General features: G+C 53.3%; 22 protein-coding genes. 12 read left to right on the forward strand and 10 right to left on the reverse strand.

Features of this window, described 5'->3' with window-relative positions:
• Positions 1-3: 3 nt before the first annotated feature.
• Genes EBAPG3_RS13115 through EBAPG3_RS13125 form a run of 3 tightly spaced genes read right to left on the reverse strand, consistent with a single transcriptional unit; the run spans position 4 to position 4,996 of the window.
• The gene (locus tag EBAPG3_RS13115) at positions 4-3,087 is read right to left on the reverse strand and encodes an efflux RND transporter permease subunit (protein WP_004179389.1); all 3,084 of its coding nucleotides are present in this window, start codon (positions 3,085-3,087) and stop codon (positions 4-6) included.
• On the reverse strand, positions 3,084-4,349 hold the full coding sequence (locus tag EBAPG3_RS13120; RefSeq protein WP_227869220.1) for an efflux RND transporter periplasmic adaptor subunit: 1,266 nt from the start codon (positions 4,347-4,349) through the stop codon (positions 3,084-3,086). The genes EBAPG3_RS13115 and EBAPG3_RS13120 overlap by 4 nt, the downstream gene beginning before the upstream one ends.
• Entirely contained in the window at positions 4,310-4,996 is a 687-nt protein-coding gene (locus tag EBAPG3_RS13125; protein WP_004179392.1) for an ABC transporter ATP-binding protein, read from the reverse strand. The genes EBAPG3_RS13120 and EBAPG3_RS13125 overlap by 40 nt, the downstream gene beginning before the upstream one ends.
• Here EBAPG3_RS13125 and EBAPG3_RS13130 point away from each other — a divergent pair.
• The 3 genes from EBAPG3_RS13130 (at position 4,995) to EBAPG3_RS13140 (ending at position 7,269) form a co-directional block, all read left to right on the forward strand.
• Entirely contained in the window at positions 4,995-5,678 is a 684-nt protein-coding gene (locus EBAPG3_RS13130; RefSeq protein ID WP_004179394.1) for an arylesterase, read from the forward strand. The two genes, EBAPG3_RS13125 and EBAPG3_RS13130, sit on opposite strands and share 2 nt — an antisense overlap.
• Before the next feature lie 78 nt (positions 5,679-5,756).
• Positions 5,757-6,461, forward strand: coding sequence for an MIP/aquaporin family protein (locus tag EBAPG3_RS13135; protein WP_004179395.1), 705 nt, complete (start codon positions 5,757-5,759; stop codon positions 6,459-6,461).
• A gap of 298 nt (positions 6,462-6,759) precedes the next feature.
• Positions 6,760-7,269 (forward strand): universal stress protein, encoded by a 510-nt coding sequence (locus EBAPG3_RS13140; protein WP_004179397.1) that lies wholly within the window; start codon positions 6,760-6,762, stop codon positions 7,267-7,269.
• Between the two features lie 104 nt (positions 7,270-7,373).
• Here the strand turns inward: EBAPG3_RS13140 and EBAPG3_RS13145 are convergent, their stop codons facing one another.
• Complete coding sequence (locus EBAPG3_RS13145; RefSeq protein ID WP_004179399.1) at positions 7,374-8,180, reverse strand: outer membrane protein assembly factor BamD; 807 nt, start codon at positions 8,178-8,180, stop codon at positions 7,374-7,376.
• A gap of 52 nt (positions 8,181-8,232) precedes the next feature.
• On the opposite strand from EBAPG3_RS13145, the gene rluD reads away from it, so the two are divergent.
• The 9 genes from rluD (at position 8,233) to EBAPG3_RS13190 (ending at position 17,429) form a co-directional block, all read left to right on the forward strand.
• Positions 8,233-9,189 (forward strand): 23S rRNA pseudouridine(1911/1915/1917) synthase RluD, encoded by a 957-nt coding sequence (gene rluD / locus EBAPG3_RS13150; protein ID WP_227869221.1) that lies wholly within the window; start codon positions 8,233-8,235, stop codon positions 9,187-9,189.
• A gap of 25 nt (positions 9,190-9,214) precedes the next feature.
• Positions 9,215-9,964, forward strand: a complete 750-nt coding sequence (gene pgeF / locus EBAPG3_RS13155) for a peptidoglycan editing factor PgeF (RefSeq protein WP_040852824.1) — start codon at positions 9,215-9,217, stop codon at positions 9,962-9,964.
• A gap of 219 nt (positions 9,965-10,183) precedes the next feature.
• Positions 10,184-10,990 carry a ZIP family metal transporter gene (locus tag EBAPG3_RS13160; protein ID WP_004179408.1) on the forward strand — a complete coding sequence of 269 codons (807 nt, stop codon included), beginning with the start codon at positions 10,184-10,186 and terminating at the stop codon, positions 10,988-10,990.
• 110 nt (positions 10,991-11,100) lie between these two features.
• Positions 11,101-12,438 (forward strand): 30S ribosomal protein S12 methylthiotransferase RimO, encoded by a 1,338-nt coding sequence (gene rimO / locus EBAPG3_RS13165; RefSeq protein WP_040852825.1) that lies wholly within the window; start codon positions 11,101-11,103, stop codon positions 12,436-12,438.
• Between the two features lie 212 nt (positions 12,439-12,650).
• A complete protein-coding gene (locus tag EBAPG3_RS13170; protein ID WP_151898955.1) occupies positions 12,651-13,130 on the forward strand; it encodes a hypothetical protein in 480 nt (159 codons plus the stop codon).
• 803 nt (positions 13,131-13,933) lie between these two features.
• Positions 13,934-15,070 carry an MlaE family ABC transporter permease gene (locus EBAPG3_RS13175; protein ID WP_004179420.1) on the forward strand — a complete coding sequence of 379 codons (1,137 nt, stop codon included), beginning with the start codon at positions 13,934-13,936 and terminating at the stop codon, positions 15,068-15,070.
• Positions 15,071-15,078: 8 nt separating this feature from the next.
• Entirely contained in the window at positions 15,079-15,861 is a 783-nt protein-coding gene (locus EBAPG3_RS13180; protein ID WP_004179421.1) for an ABC transporter ATP-binding protein, read from the forward strand.
• Between the two features lie 9 nt (positions 15,862-15,870).
• A complete protein-coding gene (locus EBAPG3_RS13185; protein ID WP_004179422.1) occupies positions 15,871-16,794 on the forward strand; it encodes an MlaD family protein in 924 nt (307 codons plus the stop codon).
• Positions 16,791-17,429 (forward strand): ABC-type transport auxiliary lipoprotein family protein, encoded by a 639-nt coding sequence (locus tag EBAPG3_RS13190; protein WP_004179423.1) that lies wholly within the window; start codon positions 16,791-16,793, stop codon positions 17,427-17,429. The genes EBAPG3_RS13185 and EBAPG3_RS13190 overlap by 4 nt, the downstream gene beginning before the upstream one ends.
• Before the next feature lie 247 nt (positions 17,430-17,676).
• On the opposite strand, the gene EBAPG3_RS13195 is transcribed toward EBAPG3_RS13190, so the two are convergent.
• The 6 genes from EBAPG3_RS13195 to EBAPG3_RS13220 all read right to left on the reverse strand — a co-directional run bounded on the left by EBAPG3_RS13195 (position 17,677) and on the right by EBAPG3_RS13220 (position 22,681).
• Positions 17,677-18,357, reverse strand: coding sequence for a DUF4197 domain-containing protein (locus EBAPG3_RS13195; RefSeq protein ID WP_004179424.1), 681 nt, complete (start codon positions 18,355-18,357; stop codon positions 17,677-17,679).
• 89 nt (positions 18,358-18,446) lie between these two features.
• Positions 18,447-19,391, reverse strand: coding sequence for a lipoyl synthase (gene lipA, locus EBAPG3_RS13200; RefSeq protein WP_004179425.1), 945 nt, complete (start codon positions 19,389-19,391; stop codon positions 18,447-18,449).
• Positions 19,392-19,523: 132 nt separating this feature from the next.
• Positions 19,524-20,174 (reverse strand): lipoyl(octanoyl) transferase LipB, encoded by a 651-nt coding sequence (gene lipB / locus EBAPG3_RS13205; RefSeq protein ID WP_004179426.1) that lies wholly within the window; start codon positions 20,172-20,174, stop codon positions 19,524-19,526.
• Between the two features lie 59 nt (positions 20,175-20,233).
• Entirely contained in the window at positions 20,234-20,590 is a 357-nt protein-coding gene (locus EBAPG3_RS13210; protein ID WP_004179427.1) for a YbeD family protein, read from the reverse strand.
• A 23-nt stretch (positions 20,591-20,613) separates the two neighbouring features.
• Positions 20,614-21,486, reverse strand: coding sequence for a D-amino acid aminotransferase (locus EBAPG3_RS13215; RefSeq protein ID WP_004179428.1), 873 nt, complete (start codon positions 21,484-21,486; stop codon positions 20,614-20,616).
• Between the two features lie 52 nt (positions 21,487-21,538).
• Complete coding sequence (locus EBAPG3_RS13220) at positions 21,539-22,681, reverse strand: D-alanyl-D-alanine carboxypeptidase family protein (RefSeq protein WP_040852828.1); 1,143 nt, start codon at positions 22,679-22,681, stop codon at positions 21,539-21,541.
• Between the last annotated feature and the right edge of the window lie 65 nt (positions 22,682-22,746).

Below are 22,746 nucleotides of genomic sequence, written 5' to 3' on the forward strand. Positions count from 1 at the left end.
CAACTATGCTGTTTGCTGCTGATCCGTTTCCAGTTTGAGCGGGCCCTTGCCGGAAAAACGATCCAGATAAAGATAGATCACGGGCGTAATGAAAAGCGTGATGATCTGCGAGAACAACAGCCCTCCGACCACGGCGAGACCCAGCGGCTGACGCAGCTCGGCGCCAGCACCGAGTCCGAGCGCAATGGGAAGCGCTCCCATCAAGGCCGCCAGCGTGGTCATCATGATAGGTCGAAAACGCAGCAGGCAGGCGGTCCGGATCGCTTCACGCTGCGACATGCCAGCGTTGCGCTGCGCATCGAGCGCGAAGTCGATCATCATGATGGCATTCTTCTTGACGATACCGATCAGCATCAGGATGCCGATCATGGCGATGATGGACAATTCCATATTGAATAACCACAGCATCGCCAGCGCACCCACCGCTGCGGAAGGCAGCCCCGAAAGAATCGTGAGCGGATGGATATAGCTCTCATACAGCACGCCAAGCAGCACGTAGATTACCAGCAATGCGGCAATAATCAACACCACCTGGCTCGCTTGCGAAGACTGGAACGCCGCGGCGTCGCCCGCATAACTGGTCAGCACACTCGCCGGCAGATTCAGCTCGCGCTTGAACTGATCGATACGGACGGAGGCATCACCCAGGGCCGCACCGGGAGCAAGGTTGAACGAGATGGTCAAGGCCTCCAGTTGTCCCGCATGGTTGATCGCGACCGGTCCTACCTCGCGTTTGACCGACGCAACGCTCGATAACGGAACCAGCACGCCATTCCTGGCACGCAAATAGATTTTGTTGAAAGCACTTTCGTCGGCACGATCTTCGGCGGAAACCTGCAGAATAACCTGATACTTGTCGGTTGAAGTATAGATTGTTGAAACCTGGCGTTCACCGAAGGCGCTATAGAGCGCGGAACGGATATCGGCCATTTGCACGCCTAACAGGCTGACCTTGTCGCGATCGATATCGAGCGTCGCTTGCAACCCTTTCAGTTGAGAGTCGCTGGTAACATCTCGAAAGATGGCGTCTTCGCGCATGCGTGACATGAGACCATCCGCCGCGGCGCGCAACTCACCGGCACGCACGCTGCGCATGACATATTGATAGCGACTCTTGCTGGTGCGGCCGCCAAGCCTGAGATTCTGAATGGGATTTATGAAGACATTCACACCAGGGACAGCGCTCACGTCCCGGCGCAGGTCCTCGATAATCTTATCAAGGGACGCTCGCTCCCCGCGCGGCTTGAGGGTCATGAATAGCCGGGCGCTATTGCTATCGGTAGCGTTGACAATTAATGTATCGACCGCGGGATGGGCGCGAATGACATCGCCGGTGCGCAGCAACAACCCAGACATTGCGGGAAACGAAATATCCTCCACAGCCTCCACTGTGATCAGGGCCTGACCGATATCCTCGGTAGGGAAAAAACCTTTGGGCAGGGCCACGAACAACAGACCTGTGGCAACGAAGGTGCCAACGGCAATACCTAAAACCACCCTGTGATGATGGAGCGCCAGATCGAGCATGCGTTCATAGGCGCCCAATAGTTTAGTAAACCCGCGCTCGAACCATTCGGTCCATCTCAGGCTGCGCCCTTCGGTTTCATGCCCGGTGATATAGCGGCTAGTCATCACGGGAACCAACGTGAGCGATACGACAGCCGACATCAGGACTGCGATCCCCACGACGGCGGCAAATTCGTGAAAAAGCAGCCCGATCACCCCGGGCATGAAAAAGATCGGAATGAAAACGGCAACCAGCGAGAGCGAAATCGAGATGATGGTAAAACTTACTTCCTTCGATCCCTGCAAGGCTGCCTGCAGGGGCGGCATACCCTTCTCGATGTGACGTACGATATTCTCGAGCATCACGATGGCATCATCCACCACCAAACCGACCGCAAGGGTGATGGCAAGCAAGGAAATATTGTCCAGGCTGTAATCAAAAACGCGCATCAGTGCCACTGTTCCCAACAGCGAAATCGGTAATGACAGTGCAGGAATCAGTGTCGCGGAGGCCTTGCGCAGAAACAGAAAAATCACCAGCAAAACGAGGACTATGGTTATCCCCAGCGTGACTTGCACATCGTGGATGGATTCGCGGATTGAAACTGAACGATCGCTGGTCAATTTGAGCTGAACAGAGGATGGCATCTGCTCAACCAGCTCCGGAATGACCGCCTTGATGGCATCCACCGTGGCAACGGTATTTGCGCCCGGCTGACGCTGCACCGACAGCGTGATGGCGCGTTCGCCATTAAGCCAGCTCGCGGTTTTAACAGATTCCACGCTGTCTTCAACCTCCGCCACTTCCGAGAGCCGTACCGGATTGCCGCTGGGGGAGGTAGCGATGATCAGTTTCGCAAACTCGGCGGCATTGTTGAGCTGACGATTGGCCTCGATGGTAAGGCTCTGGCGCGGACCCTCGAGTGTGCCAATGGGTGAATTGGCGTTTGCGGTGCGCAGCGCGTCAGCGACGTCATCAAGCGTCAAATCACGGATCGCAAGCGCCTCCGCGTTCACACGCACACGCACTGCGTATTTCTTCTGGCCATTGATTTGTACCTGTGCCACGCCGGTAATTGTCGATAGCGTTGGGGAGATAAGGTCTTCGGCGAAACTGTTCAGATCCGATAGCGACATCGAGGGCGACGTCAAGGCAAGATGAATAATGGGAGCATCGGCGGGATTGATCTTGCGATAGGACGGGGGTGCGGTCATTTCGATTGGCAATGATCGCTGGGCACGCAACAATGCCGCCTGCACATCAATGGAAGCACTATCGATATCACGATCCTGGTCAAATTCCAGTGTAATCGTGGTATTGCCCAGCATGCTGGTCGAACTGATGACAGCAAGGCCGGAGATAGTAGAAAATTGCCGCTCCAGTTGTGTCGCCACCGATGAAGCCATCGTTTCCGGACTTGCGCCGGGTAGCACCGCGGTTACCGTAATGGTGGGCGAATCGTAGCTTGGCAGCGCCGCAATCGGTAAGTCGCCGTAGGCAATGATTCCGGCAATGACAGCGGAGGCTGATAGCAGCACCGTCATCACCGGGCGGCGGATGCACAATTCGGAAAGATTCATCGCCGGTCCGTTGATTCGCTCATCGAGCTGTCAACTCCAGCCCCGCCGCCCCGGGGCTTGATCTCTGTTACCACGCTGCCCGGCCTGAGATTCTGCGCCCCTTCAACTACGACACGCATACCCGGTACGACGCCTTCTCCCTCTATTACCGCGAGCCCATCCTGAATCAAACGTACCTCAACAGCCAGAGGATTTGCTTTGCCATCTTTCCCGATTACGTAAACGAATTTTCTTTCCGGACCATGCTGCACTGCCTGTACTGGAACCATGAGGGCGCCAGCCAACGTGCGTGGCGCAAGCGCCACGGTGACAAACATGCCCGGCCATAGATGCCTGTCTGCATTGGAAAATTCCGCTTTGAGACCAATGGTGCCACTTGCCGTGTCTACCACGTTATCGATAAATATCAACCGGCCCGTACGCGTCTGCTTTCCGACCGCATCCAGCACTACGTCAACGGATACCTCACCCTTGGCAAGCGCTTGCTGCAAAGGTACAAACTCGCGCTCCGGCAAGGTAAAGCTGACATTGATCGGATCAATCTGCGTGATGCTTACCAAGGCATCATTCGGCTGTACCAGGCTGCCTTGGTATACCGGAATGGTGCCTGTGCGCCCGGCAATAGGCGCGGTGATCTCACTGAAACCGCGAGCAACGCGATTTGCCTGCACTGTCGCCTGATCCACCGAAAGTTGGGCACGGAGCCCCTCTACCTGACTCTCCGCCACCTCGAGCGCAGCCTGTGAAATAAAGTTTTGCCGAAACAATTCGCGTTGACGCTCAAGATTACGCTCGGCATTCGTCAGATCAGCCCGCGATTTAGCCAATTGTCCTTCGGTCCGGCTGAGATTGGCGTCCTCGGTACGCGCGTCGAGCGTGAATATCTTCTCGCCCTTTTGCACAAATTGTCCTTCCTTGATGTGCACGGCTCTGATCATGGCGCTGAGCTGTGGCCGCACCGCAACCATCTGCTGTGCGGACACGGTGCCGTTGGCCGTAAGCCTGACTGCCACATTGCTTCGGGTAGCCAAAGCGGTAACGACATGAATCATCCTGTCACCCCTGTCACCCTTGCTCTTCGCATCTGCCATACTATTTTGGTTACGCCAGATCCAGGTGGCGGCAATCAACGCAACGAACAAAATACCCGCCAGCGTGATCCATGTGCGCCGCCTGCCACCTGCCACCGGTTTTATTTGGGACATGCCTTCCATCAAGCCGGTCAATTTACTACCCTGCCCCCAGCCAGCCGTATCCGCCATGCGCAGCGGCTGGAAATGGCTTCGTCATGCGTAACCAGAACCAATGTCGTTCCCCGTTCGCGGTTCAGCTCAAACATGAGTTCTATGATTTGCGCGCCTGTGGCGGAATCCAGATTACCGGTAGGCTCGTCCGCCAGCAATAATTGCGGTTGCGTGACAAATGCTCGCGCGATGGCAACGCGCTGTTGCTCGCCCCCGGACAGTTGCCTGGGATAATGCTTCAGACGCATTCCCAGCCCGACGCGCTCAAGCAACTCCAATGCGGCAATGTTGGCATTGTTAGCGCCGGCAAGTTCCAGTGGTAGCATTACGTTTTCAACCGCGGTTAACGCGGGCAGCAACTGAAATGACTGGAATACGAAACCCAGCATGCGTCCGCGCAACGCCGCCCGCGCATCTTCATTCAGCAAAAAAATATCTTCTCCATCAAGATGAACCTTGCCACTCGAGGGAGTATCTAATCCTGCCAGGAGCCCCAGCAACGTTGATTTACCCGAACCCGACGCACCCACCACGGCGACGGAATCACCCGCATTTACTTTAAGGTTAATGTCCTCCAGAATGGTGAGCTGTTCGTCGCCGGTACTGACTCGTTTGGTCAAAGCGATTGCCTGCACGATGGGCTTTTCAACAAGGTTATCTGTCATGAAATATTTCCTGATTATCCTTTGTACGCTATTTACTTTTATCTGCACCTATTCGGGCGCCGCAGCCGTGCCAGGAGCCGCAGCCACCCCAGTTGCCACGACCATTATGGTGTTCGGCGACAGCTTGTCAGCCGGCTACGGCCTGCCACAGGAGGCTGGATGGGTCAGTCTGCTGAAGAAACGGCTCCAAACACAATCGCAGGCTCACCTGATCAACAACAGCATCAGTGGCGAAACCGCGATGGGTGGACGCAATCGCATCGGACAGGCGCTTAAGATCCACCGCCCGGACATCGTCATTCTCGAACTCGGCGGCAACGACGGATTGCGCGGCGCATCCATCGAATCCATTCGTGATAACCTGGAAGCCATCATTGAGGTCTGCCAGCGAAATAACGCCACTGTGCTGCTGGCGGGAATGCAACTGCCGCCCAATTATGGCATAGCATACACGCAAAAGTTTCAGGATATTTACGCCCAACTGGCGAAACGCCATCGGCTCAAACTGGTACCCTTTCTCTTGGACGGCTTCGGCGATAAACGTGAATTCTTTCAGGCGGATGGAATACATCCGAATGGGCCTGCACAACAAAAAATCGTGGAGAATGTGTGGAAAGTACTACGAACAATGCTTAAATCGCAACCGAGCATTGCTGATGGACGCCCGCAAATTTCACATTGATCCGGTCTGCTGTTCAGCTATACTGATACGAATGTGGTTTTTATTCCCTGATCGCAATTTAGCGCTTCATTTAAAGAGATGACTCCTTTTTTCGGCGAATTGATAGGCACCTGCCTGCTGGTCGTCCTCGGGAACGGTGTGGTAGCCAATGTCGTATTGAGTAGAACAAAGGGCAATAACAGCGGCTGGATTGCCATTACCTTGGGATGGGGAATTGCCGTATTCGTCGGTGTGTATGCAGTATCTTCCGTAAGTGGCGCGCATATCAATCCGGCAGCCTCCATTGCTCTGGCTGCGGCGGGTAAATTCGCGTGGGGCGACGTGCCTACTTACATTGCGGGACAAATGCTGGGTGCGATGATCGGCGCGCTGATCGTATGGGTAACCTATCGTCAACATTTTGAACAGACAAGCGATGCGAATGCGAAACTTTCCGCATTTTGTACCGGACCTGCGATAAGAAATCCTTTCAATAATCTCGTTTCCGAAATCGTCGGAACATTTATATTGGTTTTTGGCATTCTGCATATGGTTGCGCCGCAGAGCAGTCTTGGATCATTGGACGCCCTGCCAGCGGCCTTGCTGGTATTCGGCATCGGTTTATCACTGGGCGGAACAACGGGTTTTGCGATTAACCCGGCTCGTGACCTGGGCCCGCGGATTATGCATGCCATTCTGCCAATACCCAATAAAAGGGACAGCGATTGGGGCTACGCCTATATTCCGGTGGTCGGCCCTATAATCGGGGGGCTCCTTGCAGTTTCTATTTTTAAATTGTTGTGATCAAGTTTATTGCAAGAAATTAAAAAGTGGAACAGGATAAGTTTGACGTAGATCACGTTAAACGTATTGATCAGGCGTGATTTATAATTCCATCTCTTTAAAATCTCTCCAATCCGCGCAAGAATTGAATCCTCGATGCTTCGATATAGCCGGAATTGCTCTGCCGCTACCGATGTTCAGGCGACCAGCCTACTCGCAGGCTCGCATTGTTGATGTGAACACTTCTCTTCTCGTCCTGGTGTGACCCGACCGGCACCGCCATCGAGTACCTGTAATTAGCAAAACGGATTCAAAAAATATGGACAGCTATCAGCATATCTTACTTGCGGTGGACCTTTCCGCACACGACGATTATGTCGTTCGGAAAGCAAGACATTTAACAAACGTTTTTTATGCAAAATTGAGCATTATCCATGTATTGGATAACATTCCGATGCCGGATACAGCCTACGGAACAATTATTCCGCTGCACAAGGACTCGTCATATGAATTGCTGGAAGCAGAGAAGTCCAGGTTAATGCAGCTCGGTGACCGGTTGAATGTCGACCCGGCCTGCCGCTGGATGGTCTGGGGGGTGCCCGGGGAGGAAATCGCGCGGATTGCGGAACAGGAACAGGTGGATTTAATCATTGTCGGCTCACATGGGCGTCATGGCCTTGCTTTGTTGCTGGGATCAACGGCAAACAGCGTCCTGCATCATGCCATGTGCGATGTCATGGCAATCCGTTTGCAGGATGAAACCACACACAAACAATCTGCCGCGGAAGGCAGCGTACATTCGATCACATTGAACCCCAAGACCGCTTGACTGCCGGCACCTGGCCAGTCCTGAAGAATCGATCCGAATCCTTGTTGTGTCGCTTGCAATAATTCCGGAATCGATCCTGGTGGAGGTTTCAGCTCAGACCCCACTTACCAGAATTTCCACCAGGAGTCGCCGCTCGCAGCGGTCGAATCGGGAAAAAATCGGCTGTTAGGGAAATTTTTTGTCATCACGCGCGCGGCATCGTCCCGCAAATCGGTCATTCCCAGTGCATCGTAGGCTTTTATCATAATAAATAGCGCTTCTTCCGTGGCTGGAGTCTGCGGATATTCCTTGAGGGTAAACTGCGCACGATTGAGCGCCGCGACGTAACCGCCTCGTCTCATGTAATAGCGCGCTACCTGCACCTCATTCAGCGCCACCACATTAACCAGGTGCTTCATGCGCTGCACCGCATCGGGCGTGTACTTGCTATCGGGAAAGCGGGTAACCAACTCCCTGAAATTCTCAAATGACTCACGTGACGCCTTCGGATCGCGCTCGCTCATATCCTGGCCGAGAATCTTTTCCGATACGATACCCATCAGCCCCAAATCATCATTAAAATTCGCCAGCCCTTTGAGATAATAAGCATAATCCACATTTGCATGATTCGGGTGCAGCTTGATGAAACGGTCGGCTGCGGCGATAGCCGTGGCCTGCTCGCCGTCTTTGTAATGGGCGTAGCCGATTTCAAGCTGCGCCTGCTGTGCATAGCGTCCATAGGGATAACGGGCTTCCAGCTGCTCGAATAATTTAATGGCAGCCGAGTAATTTCCACTGGACATTTCCGATTTCGCCTCGGAATAGAACTTGCTGGCAGACCAATTCTTGGAATCCTCCAGGCTGCTCTGTTTCGGCAGCAGACCACACGCTGATAGCAGTAATACCAGAAATAAAGCTACACTACGCGACATGGCAAATTCACCGGAAAGTAAGGACGAATGTAATCATTATAGCGTAAAGCCCATGTTGTCTGAATCGGCTGAGAGTGTCACCGAATTGACCATCCCTCAGGATTACGCGGGAATGCGGCTCGACCAGACGCTGGCGCGCCTGCTGCCCGATTGGTCCCGTAGCCGGCTGCAGGCATGGATACTGGAAAAACGGATTAGTGTGGATGAGAGGGAAGCCCTTCCCAAACAAAAATTATGGGGTGGAGAGAAGATACAGGTCAAACAACCCGTAAGCGGTCACATCGAAACCGCGTATGCGGCCGAAGCCATCCCCCTCGATGTTGTTTACGAAGATGATGTACTCGTGGTTATCAACAAGCCGGCCGGATTGGTTGTACACCCCGGCAGCGGCAACTGGCGGGGCACCCTACTGAACGCACTGCTCCATCATGCGGCGCAATTGAGCGCCGTCCCGCGTGCGGGCATCGTTCACCGGCTGGATAAGGAAACCAGCGGTCTGCTGGTAGTGGCGAAAACCCTGGAAGCACAAACCAGTCTGGTACGGCAACTGCAAAAACATACCGTGAAGCGTGATTACCTGGCGTTGGTGCTGGGTCAAGTTTCCGCCGAAGGGTGGATTGACGCGCCGGTGGGACGGCACCCGGTGCAGCGTACGAAAATGACTGTAACCGCAAGTGGAAAAGAGGCACGTACCCACTATCGGGTGGTGGAAAAATTCGACGGCTGCACCCTGCTTCAATGCAGCCTGGAAACGGGCCGCACACATCAGATTCGTGTGCACATGCACTCCATTGGTCATCCGTTGGCAGGCGATCCGGTTTATGGCGGCAAGCCGAAAAAAATTTCACCGGAAACGGGGCAACTGATTGCCGGTTTTCCAAGACAAGCCCTGCATGCCCAGAAACTGGAATTATCCCATCCGCAACATGGAGGGAAAATGACGTGGGAGGCAGCCTTACCCGAAGATATGAATAGACTGCTGCGGATGCTGCGGCAATATCGCGAATGAATTCCGCGCCCATGAATCCCCCTGCATGAACGACTGGATCACCCCGGACTGGCCTGCACCCGGCAATGTCAAGGCACTTTTTACTACGCGGAATGGGGGAATCAGCAGCGGACCTTATGCCAGTCTTAACCTGGGAGATCATGTTGGCGATGATCCCGCAAGCGTTGAACAGAACCGCGCTCTGCTGCGCCAAATTTTGCCGGGTGAACCCCGGTGGCTAAAACAGGTGCACGGCACGACGCCTGTCGGAATCGACAATTATGACTGCTCAGCCCCATGCGCTGGCGACGCCGCGTTCACCCGATGCCCCGGAAACATCTGCGCGGTACTTGTCGCTGATTGCCTGCCAGTACTATTGTGCAACCATGGGGGCACGATTGCCGGCGTAATTCACGCAGGCTGGCGAGGAATGGTTGATGGAGTCATTGAACGCACGCTATCGGAAATAAGACGGGCAGACGAAATAGACACCCGGGTCATGGCATGGCTCGGGCCCGCAATCGGTCCCCGTCATTTTGAGGTGGGCGAGGAAGTACGCCAGGCATTTATCGAGTACGACAAGAGATCTGCTATCGCTTTCCTGCCGCACCACGCTCACGACGGCAAATGGTTCGCTGATCTTTTTCTGCTGGCAAGACAGCGATTGACGGAAGCCGGCATCACCGAGGTTTACGGCGGGAGCGAGTGTACCTTTAGCAATCCGGAAAGATTTTTTTCATATCGCCGGGACGGCGGTACCGGACGAATGGCGGCATTGATCTGGCTGGATAGGTGAATATGGGGCGGATGAACTCTGTTACCATTGCCTCAATTCTGCATCCTGCAAAAGCGTATAATCCCGCATTTCCCAAAAATCACCTTCAACCTGAATCCAGCGGTTGATCGCTCATTTTTCAGCTTATTTCCAGTTATTTGCCATGACCTGTAATAATGTACCGCGTCACTCCATCTTCATTTTCCTGATGAATCCGCTACAACTGCCGGATTTAGATTAATGTCTGTTCTTGCCTGGATCATTATCACCACTTTGTTTGGCGGCGCATTAAGCGTATTGTTCGCCGCCGCGCTCACACTCAATACCCGCGTCTCGTGGGTACAAATGCTGGTTTCATATGCGATAGGGGCGCTGCTGGGAGCCGCATTTCTCAATGCATTGCCGGAAGCACTCGAATTATCAAAAGATCCCGCCCAAATGACGGGTACGGTGCTGTTTGGCATCCTGTTATTCTTCATTCTGGAAAAACTCGTGTTGTGGCGCCACTGCCACCTGGAAGAATGCGAGGTACACGATCCGCTGCATGGAACTGCGGATATTGTAGCCGCACCTGCGAACGATCACGATCATGGGCGCAGCGGCATGCTGATCATGCTGGGTGACACATTTCATAATTTTGTCGATGGCATACTCATTGCAGCAGCATTCATGGCGGACATACAACTGGGCATCATTACGGCCATCGCCATCATCGCTCATGAGATTCCGCAGGAAGCAGGCGATTTTCTGATTCTGCTCAATTCCGGCTATACTCGACGGCAGGCGCTGCTTTTTAACCTGTTATCCAGCTTTGCAACGCTAATCGGCGCCATGTTGACCTACTTCATGTTGCAGGACATGAATCATCTTCTCCCATCGCTACTGGGATTGGCCGCGGCCAGTATGATCTATGTGGCAATGTCCGACTTGATTCCCGGCCTGCACAAACGACCTGAAATCGATGCGACCATACAGCAGGTGGCACTTATCACGCTGGGCATCAGTTCCATCTGGCTGGCCGGCAGCCTTTTTTCTCATCATGCCTGAGCCATCGAATCGCGAGATCAGTTAACCGGTCGAATCAATCGAAGATCTCATAGGCTGAGTAACCCTCGTTTCGATATTTTAATTTTTCCAGAATCAATACTTCAGTATCCATGCCCTCTCCCAAACCCTTATCTCCCAAAGTCGGTTTTGTCTCGCTCGGTTGCCCCAAGGCGCTGGTGGATTCCGAGCAAATTCTCACTCAGCTTCGTGCCGAAGGTTATGACATCTCATCCACCTACGAGGACGCGGACCTGGTGGTGATCAACACCTGCGGCTTCATCGACAGCGCGGTGGAAGAATCATTGGATGCTATCGGCGAGGCACTGGCGGAGAACGGCAAAGTCATCGTCACCGGGTGCCTCGGCGCCAAAGGCGACGGCGAGGTGGTCAAACAAGCTCATCCACAGGTCCTGGCTGTCACCGGCCCGCATGCGTTGCCGGAGGTCATGGCGGCGATACACATGCATCTGCCTCAGCCGCACGACCCTTATACCAGCCTGATCCCTCCGCAGGGAATACGTCTCACCCCCAGGCATTATGCCTATGTCAAGATTTCAGAAGGCTGCAACCATCGTTGCACATTCTGCATCATCCCCTCCATGCGTGGTGATCTGGTCAGCCGTCCCGTTAATCAGGTCATGCAGGAGGCAGAGAATCTGGTTAACGCCGGTGTCAAGGAGTTGCTCATCATTTCTCAGGATACGAGCGCCTACGGCGTCGACGTGAAATATCGCACGGGGTTCTGGCAAGGCAGGCCGCTCAAAACCCGCATGACGGAGCTGGTGCGCGCCCTGGGTGAATTCGGAGTTTGGGTTCGTCTGCACTACGTCTACCCCTATCCTCACGTGGATGAAGTCATCCCGCTGATGGCCGAGCGAAAAATTCTGCCCTATCTCGATGTACCGTTTCAGCATGCCAGTCCACGTATTTTGAAAGCAATGAAACGCCCCGCCAGTTCCGAGAACAATCTGGCACGCATCAGGCAATGGCGCGAGGTTTGCCCCGACATTACACTGCGCAGCACTTTCATCGTCGGTTTCCCCGGTGAAACGGAAGCGGAATTTGAAGAGCTTCTGGAATTTCTGCGGGAAGCGCAGCTGGACCGCGTCGGCTGCTTCGCCTATTCGCCGGTGGAGGGTGCCACTGCAAACGCGCTGCCCGATCACATTCCCGAAGAGATAAAGAAGGAACGCCACGCCCGCTTCATGGCGGCGCAGGAAGAAATCAGCACCGCGCGACTTACCCGGAAAATCGGCAAACGCATGACTGTGCTGGTGGATGAAATTCAGAAAAATAAAGCCATCGCTCGCAGCAGCGCCGACGCACCCGAGATCGACGGCGTGGTATACATCGATCACGCAAAAACAATGAAACCCGGCGAATTTATCGAGGTCGAAATTACCGGTTCTGATGCGCATGATTTATTTGCAAAAAGTGTGACGGGTTAGCTGGATATCGCGTAACCCGCGCGAGACAGCGAGGTAGGGTGCAATAAACGAAACTCATTACGCCGGATGTCAATCTCTCTATTCAGGCATGAATATGCCATAACAATCTCACCGCATGCTTATCTTGCCTCTGCTTCCTAATACCTATGCGGGCTGACTTATTTGAATACCGAACAAGAAAATCAGACCCATTAATGACAAAGGAGATTGATTTGAAAAAGATTCTTGTTATTGCGCTGAGCTTTATTGCCTTCACGACAACGGGGGCAGCGAATGAGATTGATAAGCGCCGGGTCCTCTCCATTAACGAAATGCAGCGGGATCACGTGCTTACCGAGATGCGAGCGCTGCTATCCGGGACACAGAATATTCTGGATGCGCTTTTAAGGGAAGATATGGTAGCGGTCGCGCGTTACGCGCGACCGCTAGGCATGGGAATGACGCACAAAGCCGAAGACCATCTCAAAGCGGTGCTGCCGAAGGAGTTCATGCAGCTTGGCATGTCGGTGCATAAGGATTTCGACCAGATCGCAATTGACGCGGAATCCTTGAAGGATCCCAAGCATACGCTGCGGCAATTGAATGAATCCATGAAAAAATGCAATGCCTGTCACGCTGGCTATCAGATTCGCGTCGAGAAGCCATCCACTCAATCGGGAACGCACCCCTCCCATGACCATCATCTGCATTAGCAATGCAGACACTAGCAGGTATTTGACAGAGCGGGAGAAGAAGATAAAACGGTTGCCAGCAGGTCAGAACTGCTCAACAGGCGCGATTCAAGCCTATACAAAAAAGTAATCAGGGTCAGAGTAACATTTCATGTCTGAAGAAATTACCCCGATCCTGATTTTTCTATTGTTATTATTTTTTTTCCTGCACTATTATTATTATTGTTGTTGCCCCTTCCACCCCCTGTTTCTTTTTCCCTGAGCCTGAAAATCTGAGTCAATAGCGTGCGTTGAATCCTTTTTTTCTTCATCATAAGATATGGTGAGGCTTATATACTATTAAGCCTCTCTCTTTTAAGCAAATCTTATGCCAGCTTCTAGAAACTAAGATATAACAGTAACTTGCCTATATATTCGGACATGAGAAAGATAGCCGTGTAAGAATTCTCGACACCCCTGTGCGGTTCTATCATGCAGGAATTCAAGAAGACATCACGGACGAAAAATGGCGATGGCGTGGCGTAAAATCAATGCATGGATGAAATTGCGGCGGAATTTGATGCATTGAATTGCGGTCAAATCGGGGGCGGGGTGTAATCTGATTTTTATAATCAGTCCGTAAAGGGCGCAATACTTGCCCCGAAAACCTTGAATGAGTTCTACTATGATGATTGCCCGGATCGCAATTCAGTACTCTTGGAATTTCTAAATCTGTTCGAGCGAATAAAGCGCTTTCGCGATGGAGCGAGATGGAAAATCGATCAGATCAAACTATGAAAGCCGCATTACCGTATTATTATCGTTAATATTGACCAGACCCAACCATGATGCCGGAGAACCAAGGCGATTCATCGACGGTGCTGCATCGTGCGACTGGCGAAGATGGCACGCCCCGGTTGATACTTGCCGGCAAATATACCCTTGCGGCTCTCGGGCAGCGGCTGCACACGCTGCCCGCCGAATTGGCCGCGTATACAGCCGACCCTGAATTACAGTGGGATTTAACGGGAATCGAGCAAATGGATGATGCCGGAGCGATACTGCTGTGGCGAGCCTGGGGCTCGCGCCGTCCTTCCCATTTACTGTTGCGGCCGGAGCAGGAGAGGTTGTTCAATCGCATGAAGGAGGCGCCGGCTCCGCCCGCACCCGTTCCACGCGATTTGCTGTGGCCCATTACCATTCTCGGGAAGGCCGTCTTTTTGCTGTGGGAACATCTGACCGGTCTCGTTGTACTGATTGGTCAAATGCTGTTGGACACAAAATATCTGGCCGGTCACCCCCCACGTATTCCGTGGCGTGAAATTTCCGCCAACCTGTACCGTACCGGTGCACAAGCGCTGGGTATCACCGCACTGGTGGGATTTCTCATTGGGGTCGTGCTGAGTTTTCTCTCCGCCAGGCAGTTGCAGACGTTTGGCGCCGACATATTCATCATCAATATTCTTGGCGTCAGCATAATTCGCGAACTCGGCCCCATGCTTGCCGCGATACTGGTGGCTGGACGCTCCGGTTCTTCCATGACCGCGCAACTGGGTGTGATGCGGGTAACTGAAGAACTGGATGCGTTGACTGTGATGGGAATACCTCACAGTCTGCGGCTGATCCTGCCGAAAGTCGTGGCGCTCGGTATCGCGATGCCACTGGTGGTGTTATGGACCAGCACCGTCGCACTGGTGGGAGGAATGGTTGTTGCCGAAATTCAGCTGGGGCTGAGCTATCAGTTTTTTCTGAATAAACTGCCGGATGTGGTCCCGGTCGCCAATTTGTGGCTGGGATTAGGAAAGGGCGCAGTGTGCGGTATGGTGATCGCGCTGATTTCTTGCCATTTTGGCTTGAGGATCAAATCCAACACCGAGAGCCTGGGTGCGGGTACCACCAACTCGGTGGTTACCGCGATCACCGTGGTGATTATTATTGATGCGATTTTCGCCATCGTTTTTTCCAACGTCGGATTAAGATAAGGCCGCTAATGATGAACAGCGAATGCCTTATTGAGATCGAAGGATTGCATACCCGCTTCGGCAGCCATGTGGTGCATGAAGATATTAATCTTTGCGTGCATCGCGGAGAAGTACTCGCGCTGGTAGGGGGTTCCGGCAGCGGCAAGACCGCATTGATGCGGCAGATGCTGGGCCTGGAAATGCCGGCGGAAGGTGCCGTCCGGATTTTTGGCGAACCCTTGGATGGCCACGACCGCAAGAAATTGCAATCCATGCGCAATCGCTGTGGAGTGTTGTTTCAAAAAGGCGCATTATTCAGCGCACTATCGGTATATGACAATATCGCGCTGCCAATGCGCGAGTTGCATATACTGGACGAGGGCATGATACGCGATCTGGTCATGCTCAAACTCAAAATGGTGGATATCGAGACACGACATGCGAGCAAGATGCCCGCGGAGCTCTCCGGGGGCATGATCAAACGTATTGCATTGGCGCGAGCCATAGCGCTGGATCCGGAACTGCTGTTCCTGGACGAACCCACCGCGGGGCTGGATCCGGAACTGAGCGAGGGGTTCGTCGAACTGATCCGGACCATGCGTACTGAGTTGACGCTTACCATTGTCATGGCGACGCACGACCTGGATACACTGGTGGCTCTTTCCGATCGCGTCGCCGTCCTGGCGGACCAGCGCATCGTGGCGCTGGGTGGTCTGCGCGAAGTTGTGGGTAAGACCCATCCATTCATCACAAATTTTTTCCGCGGGGAGCGTGGCCGGAAAGCACTGGGAAATAACGGCGATGTTTTATAGGGAGTCATTATGGAAAACCGTGCCCATGCCCTTGCGGCGGGTTTGTTCGTAATTTTTCTGAGCGCGGCCGTCGCAGCGGTTGCCATGTGGTTCAGCGGAGGAACCGCCACACGTGACAAATATCTGCTGGTATCGGAGTTCCCGGTTAACGGACTCAATCCCCAGGCGGTAGTGCGCTATCGTGGGGTAAGTGTCGGCAAGGTAGAGAATATTCGTCTGGATCCGGAAAACCCGCATTTGATTTTAATCCGCATTGCGGTGGATCGAGAGCTGGCATTGACCAAAAATGTATACGCGCAGCTTGGCTACCAGGGTTTGACAGGTCTTGCATTCGTGCAATTGAATGACGACGGCAAGCAAGCTGAACGACTAAAGACCGACCCGGATAATCCCGCGCAGATTCCCTTTCGTCCATCTGCCCTGGATAGCATAGCCGAGTCCGGGCAACGCCTGCTCGGTAACGCAAACGGGTTGGTCGAGCGATTGAATGTGCTGCTTAACGATCAGAACCAGGCACGATTCTCGCATATCCTGCGAAATACCGAGGGTCTGACCGGCAGCCTGCACGGCGCGGCCCGTCAACTGGAACCCGGACTCAAATCACTGCCTGGCCTGGCAGCTGACGCAAATTCAGTACTGAAGCACACCGATCAGCTGATAATCGACCTTAACCAGATCACCGCGAAAATAGGTCAGCAGGGAGGACCTGTCGACAGCCTGTCTCATACGGCTGGAGAGCTGACCGACACCATGCATAAATTGCGGGAAGCTACGGAAGGCATCACGCGTAACTCCCGGGGCGTGGATCGCTTTCTTATGCAACTGGAAGAGCAACCCCGAAGCTTACTGTTCGGCAGATCGCCGCCACTGCCGGGTCCGGGAGAAGATGGTTTTGTAGCACCTCAGGTATCACCCCAGGGAATCTCCAAATGAGAAAATTTCTAATTTTTTCGGTTATGCTGCTTGCCGGATGTGCAATTCCCCGAACCCAAACCTCTACGGCGATATATGACTTCGGGTTGGAGCGTCCATTTACTGCAACCGGTGTCGCCGATACATCCTCCAGGCAGCCGCGCCTATCAGCAAGTCTGCTGGTGACGTCGGCCTCCCCGGCATGGCTGGATAACCCCACGATCCAATATCGTCTGGTCTATCACGATCCCGCGCGGTCATATGCCTATGCAAGCAGCCGCTGGGCGGCGGCGCCCGCGAGTCTGCTCACACAGCGGATTAAGGGTCGCATTGCCGGTGTCAATAATGATGGGGTGATAGGCGCCGGTGATGGTGTGCGGGCGGACTATGCATTGCGTCTTGAACTGGAAGAATTCGCCCAGGTATTCGATACGCCCCATCAAAGCCGCGCAGTAATCAGATTGCGCGCCAGTCTCCTTGAAGGCGGCACACGCTCGTTGATTGCTCAACGCAGTTTCAGTATCGAGGAGATGGCCCCTTCACCCAATGCCGCCGGCGCGGTACACGCCTTGACTGAAGCAAGCGACACGTTGGTCGAGCAATTGATTTCTTGGCTTGCCGGCGAGCTCCCGGAAAAGAAGGAGCCGCCACCTTAATCCAGAATCCTGCAGTTGCCGCTCATTTTTTTGTTGAGCATCACGACTCGCATAATTTGCTGTCTAACTCAATCTTCGCCACCTGGGTAAGGTTTCTGCAGAGTAGAGTGCCGAGATCCTGGGGTGCAGGGGGCAAAACGCAACGACATGGAGGGGTTACTCCACAGAGCTGCAACATGGCCATGTACGCAAAAACCATACACCCCAACCATCCAACCGCCGGTCCAAGTTCAATAATACATCGGCGCTATTTATATGCACCAAACACCTTCTGCAACAATTTACTATCCTGACCCAGGGGATCGTTACGAATGAGGCGTTCCTCTTCCGCCATCATCAGATACAGACCGTCCAACGTTTTTTGTGTGACGTAGCCTTCGATATTTGCATATTTTTCCGCTACCGCACCAAATTTTCCGCCTTTGCGGGCAAAGTCATTGTATCTCTTGGCCAAATCCACTTGACCGGTAGCGTTCTTCACTATAGGCAGGAATTCTTGAGCAAGTTCCTCCGAAGTGGTAGCGCGAAAGTACTGGGTAGCCGAATCGTCACCACCGGCAAGAATTTTCTTGGCATTCTCCACCGGCATCTTCTCCACTGTGTCCACCATCAGCGTCCTGGCTTCGGCTGCTGCCACTTCAGCTACACGATTCATGGACACGATCAAACCATCAACATGCTTGCCCGCACCTAAAGTTCGCATCACCCCTTCTATTTTTTGTAGCGTGCCAGGTAAGGGAATTTTGACTTTGGGATTCTCAAGAAATCCGTTTGCGACGCCCACCCTGTCTACCGCCGCGTTGACACCTTGAGTAAGCGCTTGCTTCAGGCCGGCAGCCGCGTCCTCCTCGGATAGCGCGTCGATTTCCGCAGCGAGGGTAGGCATGGAAACCAGAATCCAGACAAAAAAGATCGTGACGGTACGCATGGTACAACTCCCATTGAGTGCCTTTGATTGATTACCCATGAGAATCCTCGCCTTTCTATGTTGAGCCGAAACACTCGTTGAATGAATCTCTACGCTATACCTGCTTCGTGCGCTTGTTGATCGGCATGATAACTGGAGCGCACCATCGGGCCACAGGCAGCGTTGCTATACCCCATTTCGAGCGCCGCACGCTCGAATTCCTTGAATCCTTCCGGTGGCACATAGCGCAGCACGGGTAGATGTCCCATGCTGGGTTGGAGGTATTGGCCGATTGTGAGCATCTCGACATCATGTTTGCGCAAATCACGCATCACTTCAAGAATTTCCTCGTCAGTTTCTCCCAGACCCAGCATTAATCCGGATTTAGTGGGAATTTCCGGGAAACGTGCCTTGAAGTCTTTCAGCAATTTGAGCGAATGCGCATAATCAGCGCCGGGACGGCACTGCTTGTAGAGGCGTGGCACTGTTTCAAGATTATGATTCAACACGTCAGGAGGGCAGGCGAATAATTTATCCAGCGCTACTTCCAGCCTTCCACGGAAATCCGGTACAAGAATCTCTATTTTTGTTCGTGGCGAATAGGTGCGGACTTCACGTATGCAGTCCACGAAATGCTGTGCGCCGCCATCACGCAGATCATCGCGATCAACACTGGTTATGACGACATACTTTAGCTTCATGGCGGCGATGGATTGAGCCAGGTGCAAGGGTTCCTCGGCATCCGGCGGCGAAGGCTTGCCATGCGCCACATCGCAGAAAGGACAACGGCGTGTGCAAAGATCACCCAGAATCATGAAGGTGGCGGTGCCTTTGCCAAAACATTCGCCGATATTGGGACAGGATGCTTCTTCGCATACGGTATGCAATTTCTGCTCCCGCAGAATCCGCTTGACTTCGTGGAATCCCTGACTGTTGGACGAGCGCACCCGGATCCAAGACGGTTTACGCAGCAACTCGCTTTGGGTTTGCGGCGCGATTTTGATAGGGTTGCGTGCGGTTTTAGCCGCGCCTTTCTGACGGGTTTCAATGGTCATGTCAAAATAATCTCATTCTTCGATAGGGGATACAGCTAAAAATCCGTATTTGGCGAGCGTCAAGCCTTGGAAATTACGCCACCTAGTCTTTCAATCGCAATGCTGGCACGATCAGAAATTTCCATCGATCTCTCAAATCGTGAGGAGCCTGATTTTTAACTTGTCGGCAAGTTCGCCACTCAGTTTCTCCCATCCGTCGACTACGCCGAGATCCCTGGTTTGCGTTACCTGCAAGCCCGAATAACCGCAAGGATTGATTGCGGCAAACGGTCTCAGATCCATGTCCACATTGAGAGCCAAGCCATGATAACAATGGCCGTTTTTTATTTTCAATCCCAACGCCGCGATCTTCGCACCATTCACATACACACCCGGTGCATCCACGCGGCCTTCTGCGCCGATGTGATAATCCCGCAGCAAGTCTACCACGGCACCCTCCATTCTTCTGACCAGCTCGCGGACACCGAGTTTAAGGCGGCGCATATCGAGCAACAGATACGCGACAATTTGTCCGGGACCGTGATACGTAATCTGTCCGCCGCGATCTGTCCGGATCACGATAATGCCGTTGTTATGGAGCAGATGCTCGGGTTTGCCCGCAATGCCCTGTGTGTAAACCGGCGGATGTTGCAACAACCAGATTTCATCAGGCGTATTCTCCGTGCGGGATGCGGTGAAATCTTTCATCGCCTGCCAGATGGAAAGATAGTCCGCCAAGCCGGTATACCTTCGAATTCTCAATTCTGAGCCGGGACTTGGTTCCACGGACCCGGTTCCAGGCATAAGATATCCCTGTTCCAAAAGCATATCCCGAAATTACTCAGAGTCCGATCTGGGGATGTTCAAAGCGCCATGACCACCATTGGGTGATCGCACAATTCCTGATATAACGCGTCCAGCTGTTCACGGGAAACGGCGCGAACCGTGCAGGTTAGACTCAGATACCTGTTCTTTCTGCTGAATTTGACCTCCAGGTTTGACTCATCGAAATCCGGAGCGTGACGTTTTACGATCATCAGTACCGCCCGGGTAAATTCCTGCCCGCCATGCTCCGCCAGGACGGCGGCAATGGAATCATCCGCCGCGGACAGGATGGCATCGCTTTTCTGGGAAACACTCGGCTTCACTGGTAAACCATCCACGCGCCCCATGATCTTGACAGGAAAATCGCAGGGATATTCGATTAACGAGGGTTGCACGGAACTACTCATAGCGGAGAACGCTAGTGGCTCCCTTGGAATGTTGAAGTACCGCCCCGCATTACGGTGCTCTTGTAATTCTGATAGAGCTGGTGCAGCAGGGCAAACATCGCTCCCGGTCTACCCTCGCCCACTGGTTTGCCATCGAGACGGGTAATGGGCATGATTTCTTTGGTTGACGATGTCAGCAGGATTTCCTGGGCAGTACGCACTTCGTACTCGGACACCTCTCTCACTTCGTACGGGATTTCATTGGCGGCCGCAAGTTCAAGCACGACATCATAGGTGATTCCGGGCAGCATCAAATGATTTTTTGGCGGCGCCAGCAGCACCCCGTCTTTTATCACAAAAATATTGCTGGCCGCACCCTCAGTCATAAAGCCTTCCCGCAGCAGCACTGTTTCGATCGCGCCCGCGTCAATCGCCATTTGTCGCAATAGCACATTGGGTAACAACGAAATTGCCTTGATATCGCAGCGTAGCCATCTGTTGTCGCTGGCTGTGATAGCGGCAACACCGGTAGCGAGCAACTCTCCCGGCGGTGTCAGCAGCGGGTTGCTCATGATGAATACCGTAGGCATGACGCCCTTTGGAAAAGCATGATCGCGTTTGGCCACACCACGAGTAACATGCAAGTATAGATATTGATCATCACTCTCATTGCTGGCGATGATTTGTTCCAATAAATTACTCCATTCCTTGTCGGAATGTGGGTTTGCCAGGCGAATCCCGTCAAGGCTGTGCTGCAACCGGAGCAGGTGCTCGGCCAGACGAAAGGGCTTGCGGGAATACACAGGGATCACTTCATACACGCCGTCACCAAAAATGAAGCCCCTATCCAGCACCGGGATGCGGGCTTCCTCGATAGGCATGAAATCACCGTTGAGATAAATCATGATGATCCTTGTAAATAAAATCGGTAATGAAATGCATACGCACAGATTCGTGCTAATTGAATAATAGCTGCACGCTGTCCCAGGCGCGGCCAAAAAAATTTGCCGCACTCACGGTTTCCAATGCCACCAGTGGATGTTCCGCCATAGGCTTGCCATTGAGTGTGAATTTCACCATCCCTACTTTCTGTCCCGCACTGATGGGAGCAATCAAAGGCTGCTTATATTCCATCCTGGCTTTCAGTTTATCGGCCTGGCCCTTCGGGAGCGAGAAATAAACATCATAACCAAACCCTGTCTTAAGACTATTCTGTGCACCCTTCCACAGCTGGATGGCTGTTACTTCACGTTCTTTTTGATAAAGGTGAACGGTATCGTAAAACTGGAAGCCGTAGTTCAACAGGCGCTGACTTTCCATGGTACGCATGTTATCGGAGGCGGTTCCCATCACTATGGAAATCAATCGCCTGTCGCCGCGTTTGGCAGAGGTAATGAGGCAATAGCCGGCGGCTTCGGTATGGCCTGTCTTGAGGCCGTCGACGTTAGGGTCGAGCCATAGCAGGCGATTGCGATTGGGCTGTGTGATCTTGTTGTACGTATACTCCCGCAACGAATAAAGCGGGTAGTATTCCGGAAAATCACGGATCATGGCCGCCGCCAGCAAGGCAAGATCTTGAACGGTGGTGTAATGATCAGGATGCGTCAGCCCGGTGGAATTGGCAAAGCGCGTGTTCTTCATGCCCAGACGCGCCGCCTCCTTGTTCATCATTTGCACGAAAGCACTCTCTGAACCGGCAACAGCTTCCGCCAGTGCTATGCAGGCATCATTACCTGACTGCACGATCATGCCGCGCATTAATTCGTCAACCGTTACCGACCGGTTGGGCTCAATGAACATGCGCGAACCTTGCGCGCGCCAGGCGCGGTCGGATACCGGCACGGCTTGCGTCAACGTGATGCGCTTCTGCTGGAGGGCTGAAAAGACGACATGCGCTGTCATCAGCTTGGTGAGCGACGCGGGTTCCACGCGTTCACGCACATTCAGGCCGGCTAAAGTCTGCCCGCTCTGAAAGTCGGTGAGAATATAGGATTTGGCGGCTACCGATAAAGAGGGTGGCGGCACCACGTCATACTTGGTTTGCTGGGCGGCCACGGGAAGCGCTACAAAGCACAGCAGTAACGAGAATAAGCGTTTCATGGCAAACTGCAAAAAACGTTATTATATCCCAGCCACGTGGAACACGTACCGGCCGAAACAGCTAT

Source organism: Nitrosospira lacus (genome assembly GCF_000355765.4).
Lineage (GTDB): Bacteria > Pseudomonadota > Gammaproteobacteria > Burkholderiales > Nitrosomonadaceae > Nitrosospira > Nitrosospira lacus.